General features: G+C 48.2%; 25 protein-coding genes. 20 read left to right on the forward strand and 5 right to left on the reverse strand.

From position 1 onward, the window contains the following. Nucleotides 1-499: 499 nt before the first annotated feature. The 4 genes from N438_RS08345 to N438_RS08360 form a co-directional block, all read right to left on the reverse strand. Nucleotides 500-1,618, reverse strand: coding sequence for a hypothetical protein (locus tag N438_RS08345; RefSeq protein ID WP_243414571.1), 1,119 nt, complete (start codon nt 1,616-1,618; stop codon nt 500-502). A gap of 532 nt (nt 1,619-2,150) precedes the next feature. Further along, a complete protein-coding gene (locus N438_RS08355) occupies nt 2,151-3,389 on the reverse strand; it encodes an IS110 family transposase (RefSeq protein WP_116696217.1) in 1,239 nt (412 codons plus the stop codon). Between the two features lie 329 nt (nt 3,390-3,718). Next, nucleotides 3,719-3,901, reverse strand: a complete 183-nt coding sequence (locus N438_RS27485) for a hypothetical protein (protein WP_133246602.1) — start codon at nt 3,899-3,901, stop codon at nt 3,719-3,721. Beyond that, nucleotides 3,901-4,737 carry an HNH endonuclease signature motif containing protein gene (locus tag N438_RS08360; RefSeq protein WP_207786595.1) on the reverse strand — a complete coding sequence of 279 codons (837 nt, stop codon included), beginning with the start codon at nt 4,735-4,737 and terminating at the stop codon, nt 3,901-3,903. Before N438_RS08360 ends, N438_RS27485 begins: the two co-directional genes overlap by 1 nt. A 439-nt stretch (nt 4,738-5,176) precedes the next feature. Here N438_RS08360 and N438_RS08365 point away from each other — a divergent pair, with 439 nt between their 5' ends. From N438_RS08365 to N438_RS08390, 6 genes are read left to right on the forward strand one after another with little or no spacing between them, the layout of a single operon-like run. Further along, nucleotides 5,177-5,410 carry a DinI family protein gene (locus tag N438_RS08365; protein WP_012542186.1) on the forward strand — a complete coding sequence of 78 codons (234 nt, stop codon included), beginning with the start codon at nt 5,177-5,179 and terminating at the stop codon, nt 5,408-5,410. A 44-nt stretch (nt 5,411-5,454) separates the two neighbouring features. After that, entirely contained in the window at nt 5,455-5,712 is a 258-nt protein-coding gene (locus N438_RS08370; RefSeq protein WP_022065893.1) for a hypothetical protein, read from the forward strand. A gap of 40 nt (nt 5,713-5,752) precedes the next feature. Further along, on the forward strand, nt 5,753-6,145 hold the full coding sequence (locus tag N438_RS08375; RefSeq protein ID WP_016160645.1) for a hypothetical protein: 393 nt from the start codon (nt 5,753-5,755) through the stop codon (nt 6,143-6,145). Next, nucleotides 6,142-6,345: a hypothetical protein gene (locus N438_RS29075; protein WP_017898980.1), complete on the forward strand. Its 204-nt coding sequence runs from the start codon at nt 6,142-6,144 to the stop codon at nt 6,343-6,345. The genes N438_RS08375 and N438_RS29075 overlap by 4 nt, the downstream gene beginning before the upstream one ends. Further along, nucleotides 6,345-7,376 carry a DUF968 domain-containing protein gene (locus tag N438_RS08385; protein ID WP_116696219.1) on the forward strand — a complete coding sequence of 344 codons (1,032 nt, stop codon included), beginning with the start codon at nt 6,345-6,347 and terminating at the stop codon, nt 7,374-7,376. The genes N438_RS29075 and N438_RS08385 overlap by 1 nt, the downstream gene beginning before the upstream one ends. Nucleotides 7,377-7,392: 16 nt before the next feature. Further along, nucleotides 7,393-7,995, forward strand: coding sequence for a hypothetical protein (locus tag N438_RS08390; protein ID WP_116696220.1), 603 nt, complete (start codon nt 7,393-7,395; stop codon nt 7,993-7,995). Nucleotides 7,996-8,238: 243 nt separating this feature from the next. Here the strand turns inward: N438_RS08390 and N438_RS27490 are convergent, their stop codons facing one another. Then, entirely contained in the window at nt 8,239-8,442 is a 204-nt protein-coding gene (locus N438_RS27490; protein ID WP_004147997.1) for a hypothetical protein, read from the reverse strand. 661 nt (nt 8,443-9,103) lie between these two features. Between N438_RS27490 and N438_RS08395 the strand changes: the two genes are divergently transcribed. From N438_RS08395 to N438_RS08465, 14 genes are all read left to right on the forward strand, one after another. After that, entirely contained in the window at nt 9,104-9,373 is a 270-nt protein-coding gene (locus N438_RS08395) for a phage holin (protein WP_023289178.1), read from the forward strand. Further along, nucleotides 9,351-9,848 (forward strand): lysozyme, encoded by a 498-nt coding sequence (locus N438_RS08400; protein WP_032429121.1) that lies wholly within the window; start codon nt 9,351-9,353, stop codon nt 9,846-9,848. The genes N438_RS08395 and N438_RS08400 overlap by 23 nt, the downstream gene beginning before the upstream one ends. Continuing rightward, nucleotides 9,845-10,195 carry a hypothetical protein gene (locus tag N438_RS08405; RefSeq protein WP_023289180.1) on the forward strand — a complete coding sequence of 117 codons (351 nt, stop codon included), beginning with the start codon at nt 9,845-9,847 and terminating at the stop codon, nt 10,193-10,195. Before N438_RS08400 ends, N438_RS08405 begins: the two co-directional genes overlap by 4 nt. A 208-nt stretch (nt 10,196-10,403) precedes the next feature. After that, nucleotides 10,404-10,763 carry a hypothetical protein gene (locus N438_RS08410; RefSeq protein WP_064793021.1) on the forward strand — a complete coding sequence of 120 codons (360 nt, stop codon included), beginning with the start codon at nt 10,404-10,406 and terminating at the stop codon, nt 10,761-10,763. An 803-nt stretch (nt 10,764-11,566) separates the two neighbouring features. Beyond that, nucleotides 11,567-11,791 (forward strand): DNA gyrase subunit B, encoded by a 225-nt coding sequence (locus N438_RS08420; RefSeq protein ID WP_227543539.1) that lies wholly within the window; start codon nt 11,567-11,569, stop codon nt 11,789-11,791. Nucleotides 11,792-11,933: 142 nt separating this feature from the next. Next, a complete protein-coding gene (locus N438_RS08425; protein ID WP_086893036.1) occupies nt 11,934-12,296 on the forward strand; it encodes an HNH endonuclease in 363 nt (120 codons plus the stop codon). Beyond that, entirely contained in the window at nt 12,248-12,571 is a 324-nt protein-coding gene (locus N438_RS08430) for a hypothetical protein (RefSeq protein ID WP_072057606.1), read from the forward strand. Before N438_RS08425 ends, N438_RS08430 begins: the two co-directional genes overlap by 49 nt. After that, a complete protein-coding gene (locus N438_RS08435) occupies nt 12,568-12,999 on the forward strand; it encodes a hypothetical protein (RefSeq protein ID WP_023316687.1) in 432 nt (143 codons plus the stop codon). The genes N438_RS08430 and N438_RS08435 overlap by 4 nt, the downstream gene beginning before the upstream one ends. Before the next feature lie 248 nt (nt 13,000-13,247). Beyond that, nucleotides 13,248-13,682 (forward strand): phage terminase small subunit P27 family, encoded by a 435-nt coding sequence (locus N438_RS08440; protein WP_012542168.1) that lies wholly within the window; start codon nt 13,248-13,250, stop codon nt 13,680-13,682. Then, entirely contained in the window at nt 13,682-15,403 is a 1,722-nt protein-coding gene (locus N438_RS08445; protein WP_116696221.1) for a terminase TerL endonuclease subunit, read from the forward strand. The genes N438_RS08440 and N438_RS08445 overlap by 1 nt, the downstream gene beginning before the upstream one ends. Then, complete coding sequence (locus tag N438_RS08450; protein WP_020318187.1) at nt 15,397-15,576, forward strand: hypothetical protein; 180 nt, start codon at nt 15,397-15,399, stop codon at nt 15,574-15,576. The genes N438_RS08445 and N438_RS08450 overlap by 7 nt, the downstream gene beginning before the upstream one ends. Next, nucleotides 15,576-16,835 (forward strand): phage portal protein, encoded by a 1,260-nt coding sequence (locus tag N438_RS08455; RefSeq protein ID WP_116696222.1) that lies wholly within the window; start codon nt 15,576-15,578, stop codon nt 16,833-16,835. The genes N438_RS08450 and N438_RS08455 overlap by 1 nt, the downstream gene beginning before the upstream one ends. Nucleotides 16,836-16,871: 36 nt before the next feature. After that, entirely contained in the window at nt 16,872-17,792 is a 921-nt protein-coding gene (locus N438_RS08460) for a S49 family peptidase (protein ID WP_116696223.1), read from the forward strand. Between the two features lie 77 nt (nt 17,793-17,869). Continuing rightward, nucleotides 17,870-19,156: a phage major capsid protein gene (locus N438_RS08465; RefSeq protein ID WP_116696224.1), complete on the forward strand. Its 1,287-nt coding sequence runs from the start codon at nt 17,870-17,872 to the stop codon at nt 19,154-19,156. The last annotated feature ends 36 nt before the right edge of the window (nt 19,157-19,192 follow it).

The raw sequence follows: 19,192 nt of genomic DNA on the forward strand, positions 1-19,192 counted from the left end.
GCTAAGTTCAAATATTCCGGGATGAGGCAAAGCTGAGATGTCCGCTGAGTGCCAAAAGCGGACGTCAAAATGTATGTTCAGCTAGCGTAATTTGAGCGTTTCATAATGATATCTCTCTGCGTGTCTGACTCAACCTGAAAATATGCTCACCCACCTCGGCAAACTCAAGCTTACGGTAAAAAGCGATTGCCCTTGGTATGTTCCCAGACACCTAACCAAACAGGATCCCTCAAATTCAGCAAAGCACTTTGCATCAGTGCCTGTGCAAATCCTTTACCATGGCAGGGCTCATCGACATACAGGCACAGAATTTCTTCGGCATGGATGCTATTGACACAGGGAGGAATCTCTTCCCTCCTTAGTTGAGCGTAACTTTGTAGAGAAAACCCATGAGTTAGAAATTCAATCAATTACAGGAAGTAAAAGTTAAGGAGGGGGAGGCTCTCTTTAGGAGAGCCATGAGTGGAAATAAATATTAGCAAAAGAAGCTATTTTTACATTAAAAATTAAGTTCATACCCATCAACTTCACCATTTTTTATTCTGTAAATAACATTAGATGAAATTGACTCCAAGTAAACATACCCAACTACTTGAATTATATTTATTGTCATACAAAAAAGTAAAACAATAAATAGCGACAGGGAGGTTGTATTGTAGTTCATCAGGTAAACAATTTCGCCATAATACAATGGCCCACACATTGCGAGTGCTAATGATATAAATAAAAAGCCTTTTATTATTTTTATTAAGAATATAGAGGAGTTTACTTGCTTTCTTATCTTTTCATCGCCTAAGAGATAAAGATTAAAATCTTGAGATTTTGTTGTGTCTACTGAGAAAATATTAAAAATATGTGGGTATATCAATGATACATCCTTTATTTTAATAAGATTCATCATCTCTATTCTCCGCGTGACGAACAGTGAACCAAACCAAAAAACCATGAATACAGGCATAACATAACTAGCTATTTTTGCAATGCTTATCAATGATACACTAGATGCCATGTCACCTATTTTAAATGGGATAATTAAGGTTGATTCTATATTGACTATCTCTATTTTTGAATTACTCTCGTCCTTTATTTTTTCATCCAACCAGTTCATTGCATCATGATAGTTTGCGATTTTATTTTTTTCAGGGAGAGCTGATTCTATTTTATCCCTTACAATATAACCCATACTTGATTTTTCAATCTCTTTTTTCAACAGATTGTACATGAAGTAATTTAACTCGTTAATTGAGTTCACCTCATCAAGGTCTATTTCAATCAAGCTCTCATTTATTGTTTTTTTTCTAATGGAAAAAAATTCATTTTCGATTCTTGATTTATAGCTTGCTGTATTCCCCTCTGATTTATTAATTCTTTTTCGAAAATCTAGAATATCCGACACGTTTTCATTAATAGCTGCAATTTGTTTTTCGATAAATTCTATTTTAATTCTTTTTGTTTCAATTTGCTGTTTTATATCTTTGTATGAGGTTATTAAAGCAAATAGATTTTGGCTGCTTAATGTGATTAATAAAGAGCAGGTGAGGAAACTAAAAATAACAACAACAATACTCATGTATAATAATCTATCAAATCTTTTTCCCAGTTCGTACAATCTATCCACTTTTTTCTCACTTTCAAAGGCGATATAGATAGGTTATATCATGCATTCATCTTTTGAACTAAACAACCTATATCAGATAACAGTTCTCTTCTCAGTTGTGTCCCTACTCTTTGGTGGCCCGTAGGCTCCAGAGCTGGACATCATGCGGGACTACCTCACAGTCTATTGTAAGAAGTAAAGAGGAACAAGAACCATTCATAGAGCCTAACACATTAAATGCCGCATTGAATCCCACGACTCGGCACGATCAGCGTAAGATAATCGGAGTTTGCAGCATAGTGGCAAAATTGAAAATGTGGAGTTAAAGAAAACGACATTACTAACTGACGGCTGTATCTAACACTGGGGACAGGTCACCTTGAACCGATGGAAGTCTCATTGTTCAGAAGCCGTGCTTCTCAGGGTTCTCCTACAGTGGATAGTTTGTACGATTTGCTCCTCCAGACACTACGGGTCTGAAAAGTTGAAAATTGAGACGATCTATCAGGTGCCTCAACGTCCGCTTCACGCCCTGAGACATTCGACAAGCTTTTTATGGCTTCAGTAAGGGCGAGCGTCGCGCTTCCAGTGCCAGCAAGTATTTCGCTTCGTCGTACTGGGTTCTGGTCTTCCAACAGCGGTAAATGATCCTTATCCATTTAAACGCCAGAGCCCGTATAGCCGATTGATGCGATTTCCCTTTTTCTCGCTGACCTAGGTAATAAAGTCTGGCCCAGTACGATGAGTTAACCGTCTTCGCAGTCCATTCCACGAATGTCTGTCGGACGAACTTCGCGCACTGCCAACGCCAGTGTACCCAGGATTTCTGGCCACTTCGCTCGGTTACTGGCGCGATGCCAGCGTAGTTTTGAATTTCTTCGGCGCTGTTGAAGCGGTCGCGGTTATCACCTAGTGCGGCAAGCATCCGTGGGCCCATACATGGGCCCATTCCAGGAAGTGATTTGAACAGCCCCGCATCTGGCAATGTGTCAAACAGCGTTTCGATTCGTTCGTCATAGGTTTTGATGATTTCACTCACGACTTTAATTTGCGTCGCCAGTGCTGTTGCCATCAAAGCATTAGCCTCTATAACACTCGGGTCTGTTGTCAACGGGATGGCGTTATCAATACTCACAACACGCTGCTCGGTAAGGGCCATTGCGCGGCCACCTTTGGCATTGAGAAAGTTGCGGATCGTGTCTCGCCTGGCTCGTTTTAGTTGTTGCAGACTGGGCCATCGTATAATCAGTTCACACAATAGCAAGCTACCCCGATGTGAGAACCACTCCAGGGGCTGAGGATAATACTGTTTGAGTGAGTTGATTAGCCGGTTCACAAAACGGCGTTTATCTTCAACCAGCTGACGACGCTGCTCAACCAGTTGCTGAAGTAAGCGAATATCCGCATTATCGGGTTCAATGGCCTTTATCTTTTGGGGATAGCGCAGCATTAACTCTAATGCCAGCTCAGCATCCTGTGGGTCATCTTTTGCGCCGCTGGGTGAGAAGGCCTGCCGGTAACGAGCCAGGGACAAAGCGTGGACAGGGAAAACGGTGATAAACGGATATTTTTGAAGAGCATACACCACGGGGCCCTTCTTCAGTTCGAGAGCTATAGCGATCCTGCCTTTTACCTTCTGATGTAACTCGGTAAGCCAGACGTCAAGCGCTTCTGCTGTATGTTCAATCACATGGAATACACGTTCGCCGTTCTTAAACTGAACACAGACATCGTGTTTTTTATCTGCCCAGTCCAGACCAACGTGTGCAGCAAATTGATTAGTCGCAGTCATCACCAACTCCTTTCATCGGGGATTGGTATGCATTCCACGCTCTTCGAAAGAAATATAGCCAGCAGTTATCTGCATGCCCTGAGTATTCGTTAGCGAACGTGGAGCACCTACTGGCTCGAAAGAAAAGCGGCGATCATCACGTGATTCTCGCTCAATATTCGTAACCAGTAAGCGCATACCCTGAATCACTTAAAAATGTAATTCTCAGGGTGCGAATGACTATATTTCGCTCAAAGCAGACCTGACATATCCCAGCCTTTCCGCTCTGAGCCAGTAGCAGGCATCATCACTGCGTATGAAACCGATAATAAATTACATTCATAATTAAATTAGAGATCAAGTGAGTCAGGCAGTGAATCTCTTTGTTCTTTGGTATAAACATGTAATTTAGCCTGAAAACCTAGAATATCACCTTCCATAGTTAAGAATCGACCTTTCTCTGCAAAGAACATGGGATTAATATCTCTACGAACAACATCAGCAAACCAATTAGCTGATTTTGTAGCTTCCACTAACCAATCATGACATTCTTGAATCCATTGCTTATATATTTCAACATCTTCTTCATAATTAATATTCCAGCCACCAGTTTTATAAATTTATTTGGATAATAAGTATCCTCATAAAGATTAGAGTGCCTCATGAAAATTTGAGCGGCTATGTTAAGGGTTATGGAAAATGTTTCTGTGGCTCTCCGCAGTTCATCAAACTCCTCAGGCCATATAGCAGAAATGACTTTTTGCCGAAATTCAAATATATCATCGGGTAAATTTTTAGGCCATGTAGGATCTGGTGATAATGCAAAGCTAGTCCAATTTTGCCAATTTTCTAAACGACAATATTTTACTGCGGAGTCAATTATTGAAGTTACTGAAACTTGCTTAGCTAGAAAAAATTTATCTTCAACTCTACTAAGAGTCTCTGAAACCCATAACTCATGTACCGACTTAACGTTATAGAGTTTTTCGACTGGCCAATCTTCTACATTTCTATCAATTTCCGTATGATGATTCGGACAAAGGAGAATAAGGTTGTGATAACTATTTCTTTCATCCAGAGTTAAATGCGATTTTCCTCGAGCCGCATCTTCCTTCTCTCCAATAATATGAGCCTGTTCCCCCAATGTAAATGCAGAATTAACGGAGTTCTTATCCTGCGTCAACTCTGTCTTACATATTGCACATCGATTTCCGGAACGCCCCCACAACAATTTGATGTCCTTTTGATTTATTGCCATATTAAATACTCCCATTGGATGAGTTGAATCCAATTTTATAGTTTTTATATAAACAAAAAAAGGAGTTTGCCGGAAATTATCATAAAAAAGATGCCTAAAGCCCTCTTTCATTAAGTAATCAGAAAGACCAAAGGTTGATACTTTCCCCTAGGGATTTTGTCAGGCCTAACCAGAAGGCATTCAATACCTACTCGTTTTGCATCCTGACTAGCTGCCATTTGGCCGATATATTGGATCGTTAAAACCTCATCAACGACGACAAAAGGGGCAAACTTCCGCTTTTCGCTCATAGCGGACCTCCAAATCAGTTAGTTTGTCCGCTCTGTGCCAAGAGCGGAATCTGGAGCGCCAGAGGTAGCAACGTTTCTTATCAACGGTGTTGATCATCACAAAAATGACTGTATCCCTGTGATAGCGGATTTCGTCCTTTGTGCAGAAAAGATCAATCTAAACATGAGCATGGGTTAGCGAAAAGTGGCATTAAACGCTTGAACATTTCACCTAACGAGTATACTGTTTATTTATACAGTATTTGCATTAGGAGCTAGTTATGAAAGTGGAAATCACAATTGATCGCCAAAAAAAATTGCCGGATGGCGCTGTGCCTGCTCTTGAGAAGGAGCTACTGCGGCGATTGGATCAAAACTTTAATAACTGCAGTCTTGTGATTCGTCGGGCCAGCTCTGATGGGTTGACCGTGCTTGGTGGAATGGACGGAGATAAAAAACGTGTAGAGGAAATCCTGCAGGACACCTGGGAAAGCGCTGATGACTGGTTCTGTTAAATTGAGGTCCAGTGGCTTGCCTGGTTTATTTTGAGGATTTTGCTGTGAGTAAAAAACAAGAAATGCCGAACACCGGCTATGCAATTATCAGATGCGACGATGGGGTGATCGTTGCTCGTCTGACATCCTTTCCTGTGTGTGAGCGCGCTCTGATGTACCGGCGCGGCGACACTGTTTCGTTTATGCCTTTGCAGCCGGATGAGATCGTGGGGACTCTCTCTCTTTTTTCACAGATGATTGAAAAGGCTAAGTCTGGAGTTGGTTACCAGGTTCCCCCTGGTTCTGTTACAATCCCGTCATAGGCCTGAACAACCTATACCTGCTGCGTCGCGGAGAGAAACCATGACGCAAACCCCCGAAGTATCAAAATCCCATCAGACTGGTGCTCCTTCATCGAGCGCCGGTTTGCTTTCGTCTTCAAAACTAACTTTTCGACAGCAGGAAGTTTTCGATCTGCTGGTGGCCTACATCAATCAGCATGGCTACCCACCTACGCTATCTGAGCTGGCCGATATGCTCGGCGTTAGCTCGTCTAATGCTGTCCTGTTGCATCTGCGTGCGTTAGAGAGAAAAAATTTTATAAAACTCTCTCGCCGTGTTTCCAGAGGAATTTCCATCGTCGGGCGAAAGGAGCCTATGCTCGCCGTGCAGCTGCTGCAGGAAATGATCGCTGAAGAACCCGGAGCGCGGGAAAGAGCGATTGAGTTTTTGCGACTGTTCGGTGATCAGCCATGAAGAAAAGTTGGTTTTTACACGAGCAGCTTTCAGAGGCTGAGGCTACAGAGCTGGTGGAGCGATACCGTAAAAATAACTGTGTGGTTGAGAAGAGCTTATCCAGAGACTTTGCATCGTGGGAGATCCGCGTGTTGTTGCCGGAATCGAAGAAGCCGCCACGGATTGACAGGACCTACATACAGAAGATGTGGAGGGACTGATGCGAGCTTTGCTTAACGTGGATATTGCACGCCATCTTGGAATTGTGCTGCTTAAGCCGGGTAGTGAATTAATGCCGTTATTCGGTGCCGGCCGGGTTCTTGTTGAAATACCTCCGGCAAGCATGAAAAAGATACCCAGTGGACGTCTTCCTGATGCCCGGCAGCCGTTGCGGGATGATATGGGGATCAGACCATTTTTCATGAAGAAAGCTGTTATCACTGCGGCTGGTGGTGTTAGCGCTTTAGAGTCATGGTTGCGCCGGCAGGTTAAAAACTGTCAGTGGACACATTCCGATTACCATCACCATGAGCTCGTCCCGTTTCTCCATTCGACGGGTGTAATAATCGCATGCTGGCACTGTGATAATGAGCTGAAAAACCAAACGGAACAAACCCTCGATCAGCTGGTAGGTGTTAACAACGCTGACTGGGTAATCGACACTGCCCGCATCGCGCTTGGTCTGGACGCTCAGCGCTCATTGTCACTGGCGGAGCTATGCTGGTGGGCGGTTGGCGCCGGGATTGGCGATGAAATTACAGAAGAAATGGCGCGCCGATCCCTGCGTATTAAAGACGATGGCATTAAATCGGTTTACAGGGAGAGTGAAATTGTTCCGTCGGTATCGGCCACCAGCATTCTTTCTCCCCGTCTCGAAAAAGCAATCAAGCCGACGGCAATAACAACGCCGGGCAAACCTCTGGTTCCTGTATACGTCGATCCTGTTGCACCGGCGACACTATTCGCGAGACCTAAGCGGAGCCGATGGTTATCAGCTGACTTTATCTCATGGGTTAAAAAACAGCCGTGTATGTGCTGCGGGCAGCCTGCAGATGATGCACACCATCTTATTGGCTGGGGGCAGGGCGGCGTAGGCACCAAGGCCCACGATGTTTTTACGATCCCATTATGCCGCAAGCACCACCGTGCTTTGCACCATGACCCTGCCGCTTTTGAGCGTGAATACGGCACCCAACCGGTATTGATTATTAAATTGCTGGACCGGGCATACGCGCTCGGCGTTCTGGCGTAGTAAGGAGAAGAACAGAATGACACCACGTCAACGCCGTCTGCACCGTGCAGGATTAGAAACAGTGGCCGCCGCCCCGCGCAAAAGCTGGCTGGGCCGATTCACTCCCCTTAATGGCATTCAGTCCGCCTGGATAAAATCTCTGCTTACTGTTTGGGGGGAAGGGATGAGAGGAGGTGCTGCCCCACGTAAACCATCAGGACATTCATGCTGGCGAGGCATGAAGGGTAATCACTGGTCAGATAAAGCATTAGAACGCTTTACGGCAGCAATTGAGCAGGCAAGAAGTGAAGGGTATCGCGGGCGGCAGGCATTAAGCAGGGCGCATGCCATTTTGTGGCCGAAGCCTGCAACGGTCGTCATTGACGCTGCGATCACTGAGGATGATGTTGAATTTGTTGAACGATGTGTACTGGCGATATTTGAAACGGGTGATCCTGTTTATCTCGTTGGCGTTAACTATTACACCACCCGCAAAAAAATCTCAGACATAACACGGGAAATACAGCTGGTGGCTCCATGGTTAACAGACAGTGAGGCCCGGAAAAGAGTGCGCTGGTGCCTTGAAATATTCAGAGCAAAAGCTTTCCTTTCTGTTCATAAGGCGATTCATGCGGATTAGCAAAAAGTGCTATGTTGCCTTTTTGGTATTGAAAATGGGCCAGAAAGTTAGATAATTCCTTCATGCTTGGCAGAGCTGCGCAACTCGGCAGCGACAAAAAGCGACAATCTGAATATAACGAAAACCCCGCCCGTGCGGGGTTTTTGCTTTCCGGCGATACGACAGGGGTATTCGCGAGATGTGCTGCATCAATACCCCTGTCATATCGTCGTATTGCATACGCAATCTCACATGCTTCAGCATTCACTGAGGATTTTTAGTGATTTTTTTGAAGATCTCTAGGGCTTCGGTTGTTAACTGATCATGTTCGCTAAAGTAACTGTCACATGCTGCCTGCTTTTGAGCAGGGGATAGATTAGGGTTGCTTGTTAATTCAGCAGTTTTAGCTGCTATTTCTGCCAAACGTTCAAAAATCTCTGAAATTCTTTGGTTATCAGTAGATAGCATTTTACTTACCTTGTATTTACCTGATATCAGTGAGTGCTACATTGAGTCAGGGCTTTGCAATAGCTTCAAGTATTAGAATGCATACAATTTAAGTGGGGCTGTTGCTGGCTTATATTATGGCAGAGGCGCTGGCGGAATGGTCAGATATTGACACTTTGAATGTTTGCATCATAAATTATTCAGGTGGTGAATCCCCCTGTGCGGAGGGGCGACCAGTCAGTTACAGAAACCTGTAAATGCAGCGCGGGCCATGCCGACTGGGGCATGCTCACCGGGAGGCACCCGGCACCACACTGTCACTAAGCATATTGAATATTTCATAGTGGGTTTACTTTTGCGGTTGCCCTTCTATGTTTATAGAACGTAACGGCAAAAGTGAATGCTTCCTGGTAAATCGGTAGCTCGGACTATTAGGGATGCCTTCGTTTCGTTACTACCTAGAATGCCTACTTTGTGCCCGCCTCACGGCGGGCTTTTTTACGCCATCAATCAGGCGATTCAGTAACCAAAGGAAAACATCGTTTGAAGGCTGCGCTTTGCGTGGCCTTTCTTTTTTCAGGCTCACGGGAATCATCATCGATACGGCTCGTTGTCAAATCAGCCCGATGGGCCTGACCCCTTCATGCACACAGCGCCATCCGTAATCAGCGGAGGTGAGGTTATGACAAGAATGAGCACCATATACAGCAGACTTTCCTACGGCACCGGTACCGCACTGACGGGCTGCGGTGTCTCCGCAAAGGCATACGCTGACACAGCTAAAACAGAGGTATGGATTTTGGCCGACAAAATTGCAGGGCTGACCCTGAGTGACTGGGCAATCATTGTCGGTATCACATGCACCGTTATTACCTGCGGCGTGAACTGGTATTACCGAAGAAAAGAACGAGAGGACCGACTCAATGGCTATGTCAACAAGGCTGAGGAATAGCGTTATAGCTGCCGTCGGTGGGGGAGCCATAGCCATTGCTTCAGCGCTCATCACTGGCCCGACCGGTAACGATGGCCTTGAGGGTGTGCGATACGATCCCTATCAGGATGTGGTTGGTGTCTGGACGGTTTGCTACGGCCACACTGGCAAAGACATCATGCTCAGTAAGAGGTACACCGAGGCTGAATGCCGCGCGCTGCTTAGTAAAGACCTGAACACCGTTGCCCGCCAGATTGACCCATACATCCAGAAGCCTATCCCCGAAACGATGCGTGGGGCTCTGTACTCGTTCGCCTATAACGTCGGCGCTGGTAACTTTCGGACCTCAACGCTACTGCGCAGAATCAACCAGGGTGACCAGAAAGGGGCATGTGATCAGCTACGTCGCTGGACTTATGCCAAAGGTAAGCAGTGGAAGGGACTTGTTACCCGTAGGGAGATTGAGCGCGAAGTGTGTTTATGGGAGCAAAGATGAGTCGCTTAACCGCCGTTATCATCGCTATAACAATCCTGCTGGCCTCCAACGTGATTTCGTGGCGCTCAGGTTGGAGTTCTCACGCTGATCACATCAATGCTCAGGCTTCAAAGAAGAGAGAGAAGGCCGAGAATACCATTAAGCCTGTAGAGGAAAAGGCCGCTACTGCTAACGAAGCGGGTAAGGTCATCTACAAAACAATAACCCGTGACGTGGTGAAATATGTTCAGTCTCCGAATCGTATTGTATGTAGGTTTGATGATGATGCTGTGCAGCTGCGTCAGCGCGCCATCGATGCTGCCAACTCCATCCCCGGATTTGATGAGCCCCCCGTGCAAAGCAAGTGACGCCGCGAAGGACAGCGACGAAGATCTGCAGGCTGATATTGAAAGCACTCAGTGCTTGCGGCAACTGAGATTGGATAAGTACCGCTGGCAGGCTTATTATAAAGCGATAGCCCGATAGGTTATTTTCTTGTTGAATGCTGTCCCTGGCACGCTTATATTCTACCTAAAAATAAGTAGGTGCGTTGTGGTTAGAAAATGTTATGCGAGGATGTCTGATCCAGCTTCAGGTGACAAACTGACATTGGAAGTGCTTATATCAGATGGCGGACTTAAGATTTTCATATGTGATTTTGATAAAGGAGTGGCGACTCTCTCTGGTGGTATAAAAGATAAGCAGAGTAAGTATATTTTACAAGGTGAACGGAATGCCGGGCATATCAATCTTGTCAGAGATAACACGATTGAGTGCACTCTTTATGGAGTTAAGGAGTACACCTGTGGAAGCAGTGATTCCGATAAATCCTCTCCTGTGCTTTGCGCATTGTGCGAGGGGCAGATACTCATTATCGAATGCAAAAAGACTTTTATAAGAAAACCATTAAGGCTCGATGAACTCACGTTTGAATAGAACTAATCACAATACTATCCTCATATGTTAGAAGGATATAACAACTCTCAGGTATCCTGCTTCTGGATACCGGGGAAATGTGCCGCTGGTGGGCTGGATTCCTGGGGCCTTTGTCCAGCAGCTTCAGGTTATAAAAAACCCCGTGGAGTAAATCCGACAAATTGACGGGGTGCTGCAGGGGCAGCCAATGTCGGAGTTTAGTCAGATTGCGGGATGTTTTTCTACTGGTTTTGAGAAAAAATGGAAGGTCAGATACTACAGGAAGTGGCTCATCCCTGAGCTCACGGGTAGAACGACGGACTTTGTCATGGCAGAGCAAAGTCATTTGATAGTTTAGACAACACTCCGGATATAACAAGCGTAGCGGTTGTAAATCAGTTAACGGAGCTCAGCGGCTAAGGCATCAAGCATTCACTGAGTACCTTTGGGAATGCTATAGTTCGCCAGAAAGAACAGATTGTATGGTGTCATGAGATGCAGCTCATATTTAGAACGTCAGGGTTAAGTTAGCGGTGAATATAACTATTAATAATGGGTTATTTAGTTATTTGTTTTTGTTATTGACTATGTGGCCAATTTTTATAACGCTGTGTCTGGCAATGTCTATAGCATTTTACGGAGTGTTAATGAAGAAGACTGCGCTTGCCTGGCTGCTTGCCGCTTTATTTTTTGGCATTTTTGGGGGGCTGCATGGGTATTGACTCACTAATATTGAGGTTTTTAGAAGTCTGCAAGGATCCATTGCTGTCGTCATCTATCGAATTCATGTACGCTGAGAAGGATTTTTAAAGGAAAAGGAATGGATGATGAATACCCAGAAGCTTCTGGATACATACATGTTAGTTGGTGCCGGTCTTTCTCGCGTCAAATATGAGATTTTCTCAGGAGATGAAGGGTCATATGCGTTTATTACAATTTATTCATATGAGCCTCATTTCCATATTAAGGGCTATGATTCCTTAAAGTTAGACGAAACTGTTGATGTCAGATCTCAGATTGAAGGGCATTTTGCAGATAGCTACCAGTAGCCAAACCATTTATCTGAATCTACAGCCCCGCTCATGCGGGGCTTTTTATTGGGGTCAATATGGCGTCAAGTTCACCCTGGCATCATCCCTATAACACAAAACGGTGTTAACGGCTGCGTTATCACTAACTTCGGAAAAAGTAATGCCACTACGCGCTAAACGACCCTGCCGGCACAGAGGATGCGCGGCAGTAACGAATGATGTCAGTGGGTACTGTGAGATCCATCGGCAGCAACACGCCGGTGATGGCTGGCGTAACTATCAGACTGGAAAAACTCGGCAGGAACGTGGTTATGGTCGTCCGTGGGAAATTAAACGGGCCCGTATCATGAAGAGGGATAAATACCTTTGTCAGAACTGCAGGCGAGACGGTATTGCCACGAAAGCCTCAAGTGTCGATCACATTATTCCTAAAGCTCATGGCGGTACAGACGATGACTTTAATCTCGAGTCATTGTGCTGGACCTGCCACAGCAAGAAAACAGCAACAGAGAGAACCCGATGAAGAATTTCAAAATTGAATACGTTGATGGCGCTTTGACCGTTCTGGAGACGGATGGTCAGTCACGGATGCATGAAGCCGTACATGGCATCCATTTTGAGCATGTTCAGGGCGGCCGGCCCCTGCTTAAACTGACGATTGCACATGATATTGCTCCGGCCCCTGCCTCATCACCTGCAATGGATCAGGAGCCTTTAGAGGGTGAGCTGGTACAGGAGCAACAATCTCCGCCTTCCGGTGGTCGCCGTTCCCGCCATCGCCGTGGAGGTAAGCAATGATGTATCAACGCACGGATCTGACGCTCTCCATGTTCTATGCATCCAGCGCTGATGCAGACGGGAACAAATTGGCTACGCTGACGATGCAGGTCATTGCGGCAGAGGCTGGAGCCGTCCAGACCAGCCAGCTGCTATGCATCACCGATAGCGCGAAGAAAAAAACATATAGCGTAGGTGAACAATCTGTCAGTAATGGTTCCGATCCGTTGCTGGTTGCGATTGAGAATTACTGGCGTCAGAGTACAGATGTCGTCGTTAAAGCATTGATCGCCGAGGTGACCGACTTCATCGCAGGGAACATCAACTCAGTCAGCACCTGGATCGGTCAGTTTGGGATGAAGGTGTTCGAGAACCAGCCATTAGATGAACGGCTACCAGAAAGCGTACTGCAGGCCGATGGAGGCTCCGCTACAGCGACAGGATCCTGACCGCCGGTATAACAACTGGTGTTCATTGAACGTCTGAGATATGCAGGCCCGCGCAATGCGAACCGTATTCGCCGCCGGCGCAGCCGGAATGACGACCTCCTCCTCGACTTAGGCAGCTGCAGCCAGGGGTAGGGGGGAGCAAATCCCTGACCCCTTTCGCGCTTCGGGACTGCCCGTTGAAGTCTATTTTTACACGCCAGAAATAAGAAACTTTTTTCCGGAAGGTTTCATCTATCAAAGGAACGTTTATGGCCGGAGGAATTCGATCGTCCGGTGGTGGCCGAAAACCCACTTTACCCACCGGGCAAAAAAGCAAATTAACACGTATTGCGCCTCCCGCTGAGTTAATGGGGGAGGCGGCAATAAGAATGTGGAAGACGCAAAGCAAAATACTCATCGACCGAGGGGTGTTTGAGCTGGAGGACGCACCTTTGTTGCTGGCTTACTGCAATGCTTTTCATCTGATGCTCGAAGCCGAAAAAATGCTGGCCAGCGGACTGACCTCAGAAAGTGAAATGGGGGGCCTGAAAAAACACCCTGCAGTTAATGTCCGGAATGACTCGGTTTCCCAGCTTGCCCGCCTCGGCTCTCTGTTGGGGTTAGATCCGCTCAGTCGTCTTCGCATGACCAGCGGACAAAAGGATCCGGACGATGACGGGAATGAATTCGATGAGTTTGACTGATGGCTACCTATCCGAACGTCAATGCGGCGAACCAGTATGCGCGGGATATCGTTGGCGGGAAGATTCTGGCGTGTCAGTTAACGGTACTTGCCTGTCAGCGACATCTGGACGACCTCGAACGAGCAAAGGATCCCCACTGGCCCTACCGCTTCGATAAAAACAAAGCAGAACGATTTCTTCGTTTTGCCCAGAAAATGCCTCATACCTCAGGGGAATGGGCCCGGCGTAAACTCCGGATTGAATTTGAAGCCTGGCAGAAGTTCGCTCTTGGCGTACCGTTTGGATGGGTACACAAGAAGACAGGCCTGCGTCGTTTCTCTGAAATCTATATCGAGGTGCCCAGGAAGAACGGGAAATCCGCTATTGCCGCTGCTGTAGGAAATTATATGTTTTGTGCAGATGGCGAGCATGGTGCAGAAGTCTATTGCGGCGCCACGACTGAAAAACAGGCATGGAAGGTATTTTCTCCGGCGCTGCAAATGGTGAAAAAGCTGCCGGCATTGCGGCAAAAATTCTCGATAAAACCCTGGGCAAAAAAAATGACGCGCCCTGACGGTTCGGTTTTTGCGCCTGTGATCGGTGACCCGGGGGATGGTGATTCGCCATCATGCGCCATCATTGATGAATATCACGAACATACTACTGATGCGCTTTACACCACCATGACCACCGGTATGGGGGCTCGTGAACAACCGATGACACTGATCATCACCACTGCCGGCTATGACATTACATCCCCTTGCTATGAAAAGCGTACTCAGGTTGTCGAGATCCTGCGGAGAACCCGTAATGGCGAGGAAAATGAAACCATATTTGGGCTGATTTATGGCCTTGATGACGATGATGACTGGACGACTCCTGAGGCATTAATCAAGGCAAACCCCAACTATGGCATTTCGGTAAAAGCAGATTTTCTCCGGGCTAAACAATTATTGGGTATGTCGACGCCCGGGCAGACAAACAAGATTCTGACCAAGCATTTCAATCGCTGGGTAAGCGCAAAATCAGCTTATTACGACCTGAGAAAATGGATGGATGCAGCCGATAAAAACCTTAAGTTGTCAGATTTTGAAGGGGAAGAATGCTGGCTGGGTATCGATCTGGCCTCGAAAGTTGACCTCAATGCCGTGGTTCCAGTTTTTCGTCGTGAAATAGACGGAATAACACATTTTTACTGTGTTTCTCCTCTGTTCTGGGCACCCGAAGAAACCATTTACTCGCAGGAGACCGCGCTGAAAAGTACCGCAGAACGTTATCAGTCCTTTGTCCGGCAGGGTAAGTTGATCCCGACCGATGGTGGCGAAGTTGATTACAGACTGATATTTGAAACGATCCTGAAGCTGCGGAATACCGTAAAAATTGCCCAATGCCCCATTGATCCTTATGGCGCGACTTCATTACGTCACATGCTTGAGGAAGAGGGGCTTGAGCCTGTTGAGATAAGACAAAATTTTACCCATATGAGTGATCCTATGAGAGAGATTGAGGCTGCGCTCATCTCGGGGAGATTCCATCATGACGGACACCCCATCATGAACTGGTGTATTTCCAATATCGTCGGCCAGTACCTTCCCGGAAGTGACGATATTGTGCGTCCCGGGAAAGAAGGGCGGCAGAACAAGATAGATGGTGCGGTTGGTTTAATGATGGGGCTGGGGCGCGCCATGCTTAACAGTTCAGTGATGACATCCGTATACGATGAGGAAGATATAGCATGCTAATTTCAGTTCTGAGTTTTATTGTCGGCCTCACTGGTGCTGGATTGTTATCAGCTGGAGCCTGGCTTATTTCTCCATCAGTGGGATTGATAACAGGAGGGATTATTTGTCTGGGCTGGTCATATATGACAACCCGGGCCTTTTCCTCCGGCGTCAGCAATGGCGGAGGTGAATAATGTTCCTTCCCCAGATGTTCAGGGGCCGACAATATTCGGGTAATAGCTTCTGGGAAGCCATGCTGGGCGGGGTTCGTTCAAGCCAGAGCAAAACTGGCATCATAATCACGCCGGAAAGCGCTCTTGGGCTTTCAGCGGTCCGGGCCTGTGTCACCCTCCTGGCGGAGTCCGTCGCGCAGCTGCCGTGCGAACTTTACCGGCGGGATAAAAATGGCGGGCGCCAGCGTGCGACGGATCACCCGGTTTATGACCTGATTCACTCCCGGCCTAACAGGAAAGATACCTCATTCGAGTATTTCGAGCAGCAGCAGGGATTGCTGGGGCTGGAGGGAAATTGCTACTCGATCATCGAACGGGACGGGAAAGGCTACCCGAAAGAGCTGATCCCCATTAACCCGAAAAAGGTCATTGTGCTGAAAGGGCCGGACGGTATGCCGTATTACCAACTCCCGGAAGTCGGTGAAATTCTGCCGATGCGCATGATGCACCATGTGAAGGTCTTTTCTCTGGATGGCTATATCGGCAGTTCCCCCATTCAGACGAACGCAGATGTTCTGGGGCTGAATCTGGCGGTTGAGGAGCATGCGGCCGCGACATTCCGGCGCGGGACAACGATGAGCGGGGTGATAGAGCGTCCGAAAGAGGCTGCGACCATTAAAAGCCAGGATGCTATTGATCGCCTGCTGGCGAAATGGACCGAGCGCCATTCCGGTATTCACAATATGTTCTCTGTGGCATTGCTGCAGGAGGGCATGAGCTACAAACAACTGTCGCAGGATAACGAAAAGGCGCAGCTGCTACAGTCGCGGCAGTGGGGCGTGGAAGAGGTCTGCCGGCTCTATAAAATCCCGCCACATATGGTGCAGATGCTGGCGAAAGCGACCAACAACAACATCGAGCACCAGGGCCTGCAGTTCGTGATGTATACGCTGCTGGCCTGGCTGAAACGCCATGAGGGTGCGCTGCAGCGCGATCTGCTTCTGCCCTGCGAACGCCGCGATTTGTACATCGAGTTCAACGTTTCCGGGCTGCTGCGAGGCGACCAGAAGTCACGCTATGAATCGTATGCGCTGGGCCGCCAGTGGGGATGGCTATCCACTAACGATATCCGGCGTATGGAGAATCTGCCGCCAATTGCTGGCGGGGACAAATACCTGACGCCGCTCAATATGGTCGACAGCGCGAAGATCCTTCCTGGCGATAAGTCGCCGACAGCAAAACAGCTGGCCGAAATAGAATCCCTTCTGGCCAGAGCCTGATTATTTCCCGCCGCGCGGGATGACCTGGAAGACAACATGACAACGAAATTAATTAACCTGCCGCACCTGGCAGATATGGTCTTTGGCGTGCCGCATTACGTGACGCGGCAAACAATGGACTCCGTGAAAGCGGTGCTCATCCCCCGTATTCAGGGGATCACCGAAGATGCCGTCATTCAGATGGCGCTGAATCCGGGGAAATCACCTGCTGCTGAGCAGGTCCAGCCCACCGGCGGGGTGGCGGTGATCCCCGTTCACGGCATTCTTGTTCCACGCCGGGGGCAGATTACGGCGATGTGCTCCGAGCTGACCAGCTACGAGCGGATCCGCGGGCAGTTGCAGGCGGCGTTAAACGACCCCTCAATCAGCGAAATCGTTCTGGATATTAACTCCGGCGGCGGCGCAGCGGTGGGGTGCAAGGAGCTGGCCGATTACATTTATCAGTCTCGCGACACGAAACCCATCACGGCGATTGTGAACTACAGCGCGTATTCCGCCGCGTATTTCATCGCATCGGCCTGCAGCAAAATCATCGTCAGCCAGACCAGTGGCGTGGGGTCGATTGGTGTGATCATGGAGCACCTCGATACGTCGAAGATGGAAGAAAAAATGGGGCTGACGTTCACCACCATTTACCGGGGAGATAACAAAAATAACGGCACCCAACATGAACCACTGAGTGAAGAGTCGCTGGGTATGTTCCAGGGCATGATCGACGAAATGTACGAGACGTTTACGGGGTCGGTGGCCGAATATCGCGGCCTGAATCAGCAGGCCGTCATTGATACGCAGGCGGGGGTGTATTTTGGCCCTGGCGCTGTGTCCGCCGGCCTGGCGGATGAAGTCTCTGACCCCCAGGCGGCGATCAATGCTATCGCGGCAAAGTATCAGCAACCCCGTCAAAAAACCTCCATTCAGATGCAGGCAGCCGCGATGGATCTGCAAACTAAAATGTAACCCGGCGCAAACACAAACCGCGTCACCTTAAGCAGCCAGTAGGCTGCTTTTTTTATGTCTAAAAAGAGAGAAATAAAATGCCACATATTGAAGAATTGCGTCGTCAGCGTGCGGGTATAAACGAACAGGTTCAGGCCCTGGCAACCATTGACGCCAGCGGCGGCACGCTGACTGCGGAGCAGCTGACGGAGTTTGCGAACCTGCAGCAGCAGTTCACTGATATCAGCGCCAAAATTGAACGCCTGGAAGCCGCCGAACGTGCTGCGGCGCTGGTCGCAAAGCCCGTGAAAGCGACTCAGCAGGCCCCCGGCATTATTGTTAAGCAGGAGCCGAAACAGTACACCGGTGCCGGCATGACCCGACTGGTTATGTCTGTCGCCGCAGGCGCAGGTGATCTGCAGGATGCGGCAAAATTCGCTTCAGAAGATCTGAATGACCAGTCCGTATCGATGGCCATTTCCACCGCAGCGGCATCCGGGGGGGTGCTTATTCCACAGAACCTCCACAGTGAGGTGATCGAGCTACTGAGCGACCGAACCATCGTCCGCAAGCTGGGTGCCCGTCCCGTTCCGCTGCCTAACGGTAATATGACGCTACCACGCGTAGCCGGTGGTGCAACGGCAAGCTACACAGGAGAAAACAAAGACGCCAAGACATCAGAAACACGCTTTGATGATGTAAAACTGACGGCGAAAACTCTGATTGCGATGGTGCCTATTTCCAATGCACTGATTGGCCGCGCCGGATTCAACGTCGAGCAGCTGGTCCTGCAGGATATTCTGACCGCCATCTCAGTGCGTGAGGATAAAGCCTTTATGCGCGATGACGGTACCGGCGATACACCGATTGGTATGAAGGCGCGCGCGACGCAGTGGAACCGCCTGCTGCCGTGGGAAGCTGATGCAGCGATCAACCTGAACACGGTTGACGAGTATCTGGACAAGATCATTTTGATGGCGATGGACGGCAACAGCAATATGATCAGCAGCGGCTGGGGCATGTCGAACCGTACCTATATGAAGTTGTTTGGGCTGCGTGACGGCAACGGCAACAAAGTCTATCCGGAAATGGCTCAGGGATTACTTAAAGGATATCCGGTTCAGCGTACCAGCGCGATCCCTGCGAATCTGGGGACCGGGGGTAAGGAGACTGAGATTTACTTTGCTGACTTCAATGATGTGGTTATCGCTGAAGACGGTAATATGAAAGTCGACTTCTCGAAGGAAGCCTCTTACATCGATGCCGATGGCACCCTGGTATCTGCGTTTTCCCGTAACCAGTCGCTAATCCGCGTTGTTACTGAGCATGATATTGGCTTCCGTCATCCGGAAGGCCTGGTGCTGGGTACCGGCGTCCTGTTCTAACCCATCCCTCAGTAAATACGGCCCGCATATGCGGGC

Source organism: Klebsiella sp. GL120222-02, assembly GCF_003097195.1.
GTDB classification, from domain to species: domain Bacteria; phylum Pseudomonadota; class Gammaproteobacteria; order Enterobacterales; family Enterobacteriaceae; genus Klebsiella; species Klebsiella variicola.

Excerpts from the sequence above, each read along its gene's own strand:
- N438_RS08355 (WP_116696217.1), bottom strand. The coding sequence starts at position 3,389 with ATGACTGCGACTAATCAATTTGCTGCACACGTTGGTCTGGACTGGGCA.
- N438_RS08360 (WP_207786595.1), bottom strand. The coding sequence starts at position 4,737 with ATGAAAGAGGGCTTTAGGCATCTTTTTTATGATAATTTCCGGCAAACT.
- N438_RS08365 (WP_012542186.1), top strand. The coding sequence starts at position 5,177 with ATGAAAGTGGAAATCACAATTGATCGCCAAAAAAAATTGCCGGATGGC.
- N438_RS08375 (WP_016160645.1), top strand. The coding sequence starts at position 5,753 with ATGACGCAAACCCCCGAAGTATCAAAATCCCATCAGACTGGTGCTCCT.
- N438_RS29075 (WP_017898980.1), top strand. The coding sequence starts at position 6,142 with ATGAAGAAAAGTTGGTTTTTACACGAGCAGCTTTCAGAGGCTGAGGCT.
- N438_RS08385 (WP_116696219.1), top strand. The coding sequence starts at position 6,345 with ATGCGAGCTTTGCTTAACGTGGATATTGCACGCCATCTTGGAATTGTG.
- N438_RS08390 (WP_116696220.1), top strand. The coding sequence starts at position 7,393 with ATGACACCACGTCAACGCCGTCTGCACCGTGCAGGATTAGAAACAGTG.
- N438_RS27490 (WP_004147997.1), bottom strand. The coding sequence starts at position 8,442 with ATGCTATCTACTGATAACCAAAGAATTTCAGAGATTTTTGAACGTTTG.
- N438_RS08395 (WP_023289178.1), top strand. The coding sequence starts at position 9,104 with ATGACAAGAATGAGCACCATATACAGCAGACTTTCCTACGGCACCGGT.
- N438_RS08400 (WP_032429121.1), top strand. The coding sequence starts at position 9,351 with ATGTCAACAAGGCTGAGGAATAGCGTTATAGCTGCCGTCGGTGGGGGA.
- N438_RS08405 (WP_023289180.1), top strand. The coding sequence starts at position 9,845 with ATGAGTCGCTTAACCGCCGTTATCATCGCTATAACAATCCTGCTGGCC.
- N438_RS08410 (WP_064793021.1), top strand. The coding sequence starts at position 10,404 with ATGTCTGATCCAGCTTCAGGTGACAAACTGACATTGGAAGTGCTTATA.
- N438_RS08420 (WP_227543539.1), top strand. The coding sequence starts at position 11,567 with ATGATGAATACCCAGAAGCTTCTGGATACATACATGTTAGTTGGTGCC.
- N438_RS08425 (WP_086893036.1), top strand. The coding sequence starts at position 11,934 with ATGCCACTACGCGCTAAACGACCCTGCCGGCACAGAGGATGCGCGGCA.
- N438_RS08435 (WP_023316687.1), top strand. The coding sequence starts at position 12,568 with ATGATGTATCAACGCACGGATCTGACGCTCTCCATGTTCTATGCATCC.
- N438_RS08440 (WP_012542168.1), top strand. The coding sequence starts at position 13,248 with ATGGCCGGAGGAATTCGATCGTCCGGTGGTGGCCGAAAACCCACTTTA.
- N438_RS08445 (WP_116696221.1), top strand. The coding sequence starts at position 13,682 with ATGGCTACCTATCCGAACGTCAATGCGGCGAACCAGTATGCGCGGGAT.
- N438_RS08450 (WP_020318187.1), top strand. The coding sequence starts at position 15,397 with ATGCTAATTTCAGTTCTGAGTTTTATTGTCGGCCTCACTGGTGCTGGA.
- N438_RS08455 (WP_116696222.1), top strand. The coding sequence starts at position 15,576 with ATGTTCCTTCCCCAGATGTTCAGGGGCCGACAATATTCGGGTAATAGC.
- N438_RS08460 (WP_116696223.1), top strand. The coding sequence starts at position 16,872 with ATGACAACGAAATTAATTAACCTGCCGCACCTGGCAGATATGGTCTTT.
- N438_RS08465 (WP_116696224.1), top strand. The coding sequence starts at position 17,870 with ATGCCACATATTGAAGAATTGCGTCGTCAGCGTGCGGGTATAAACGAA.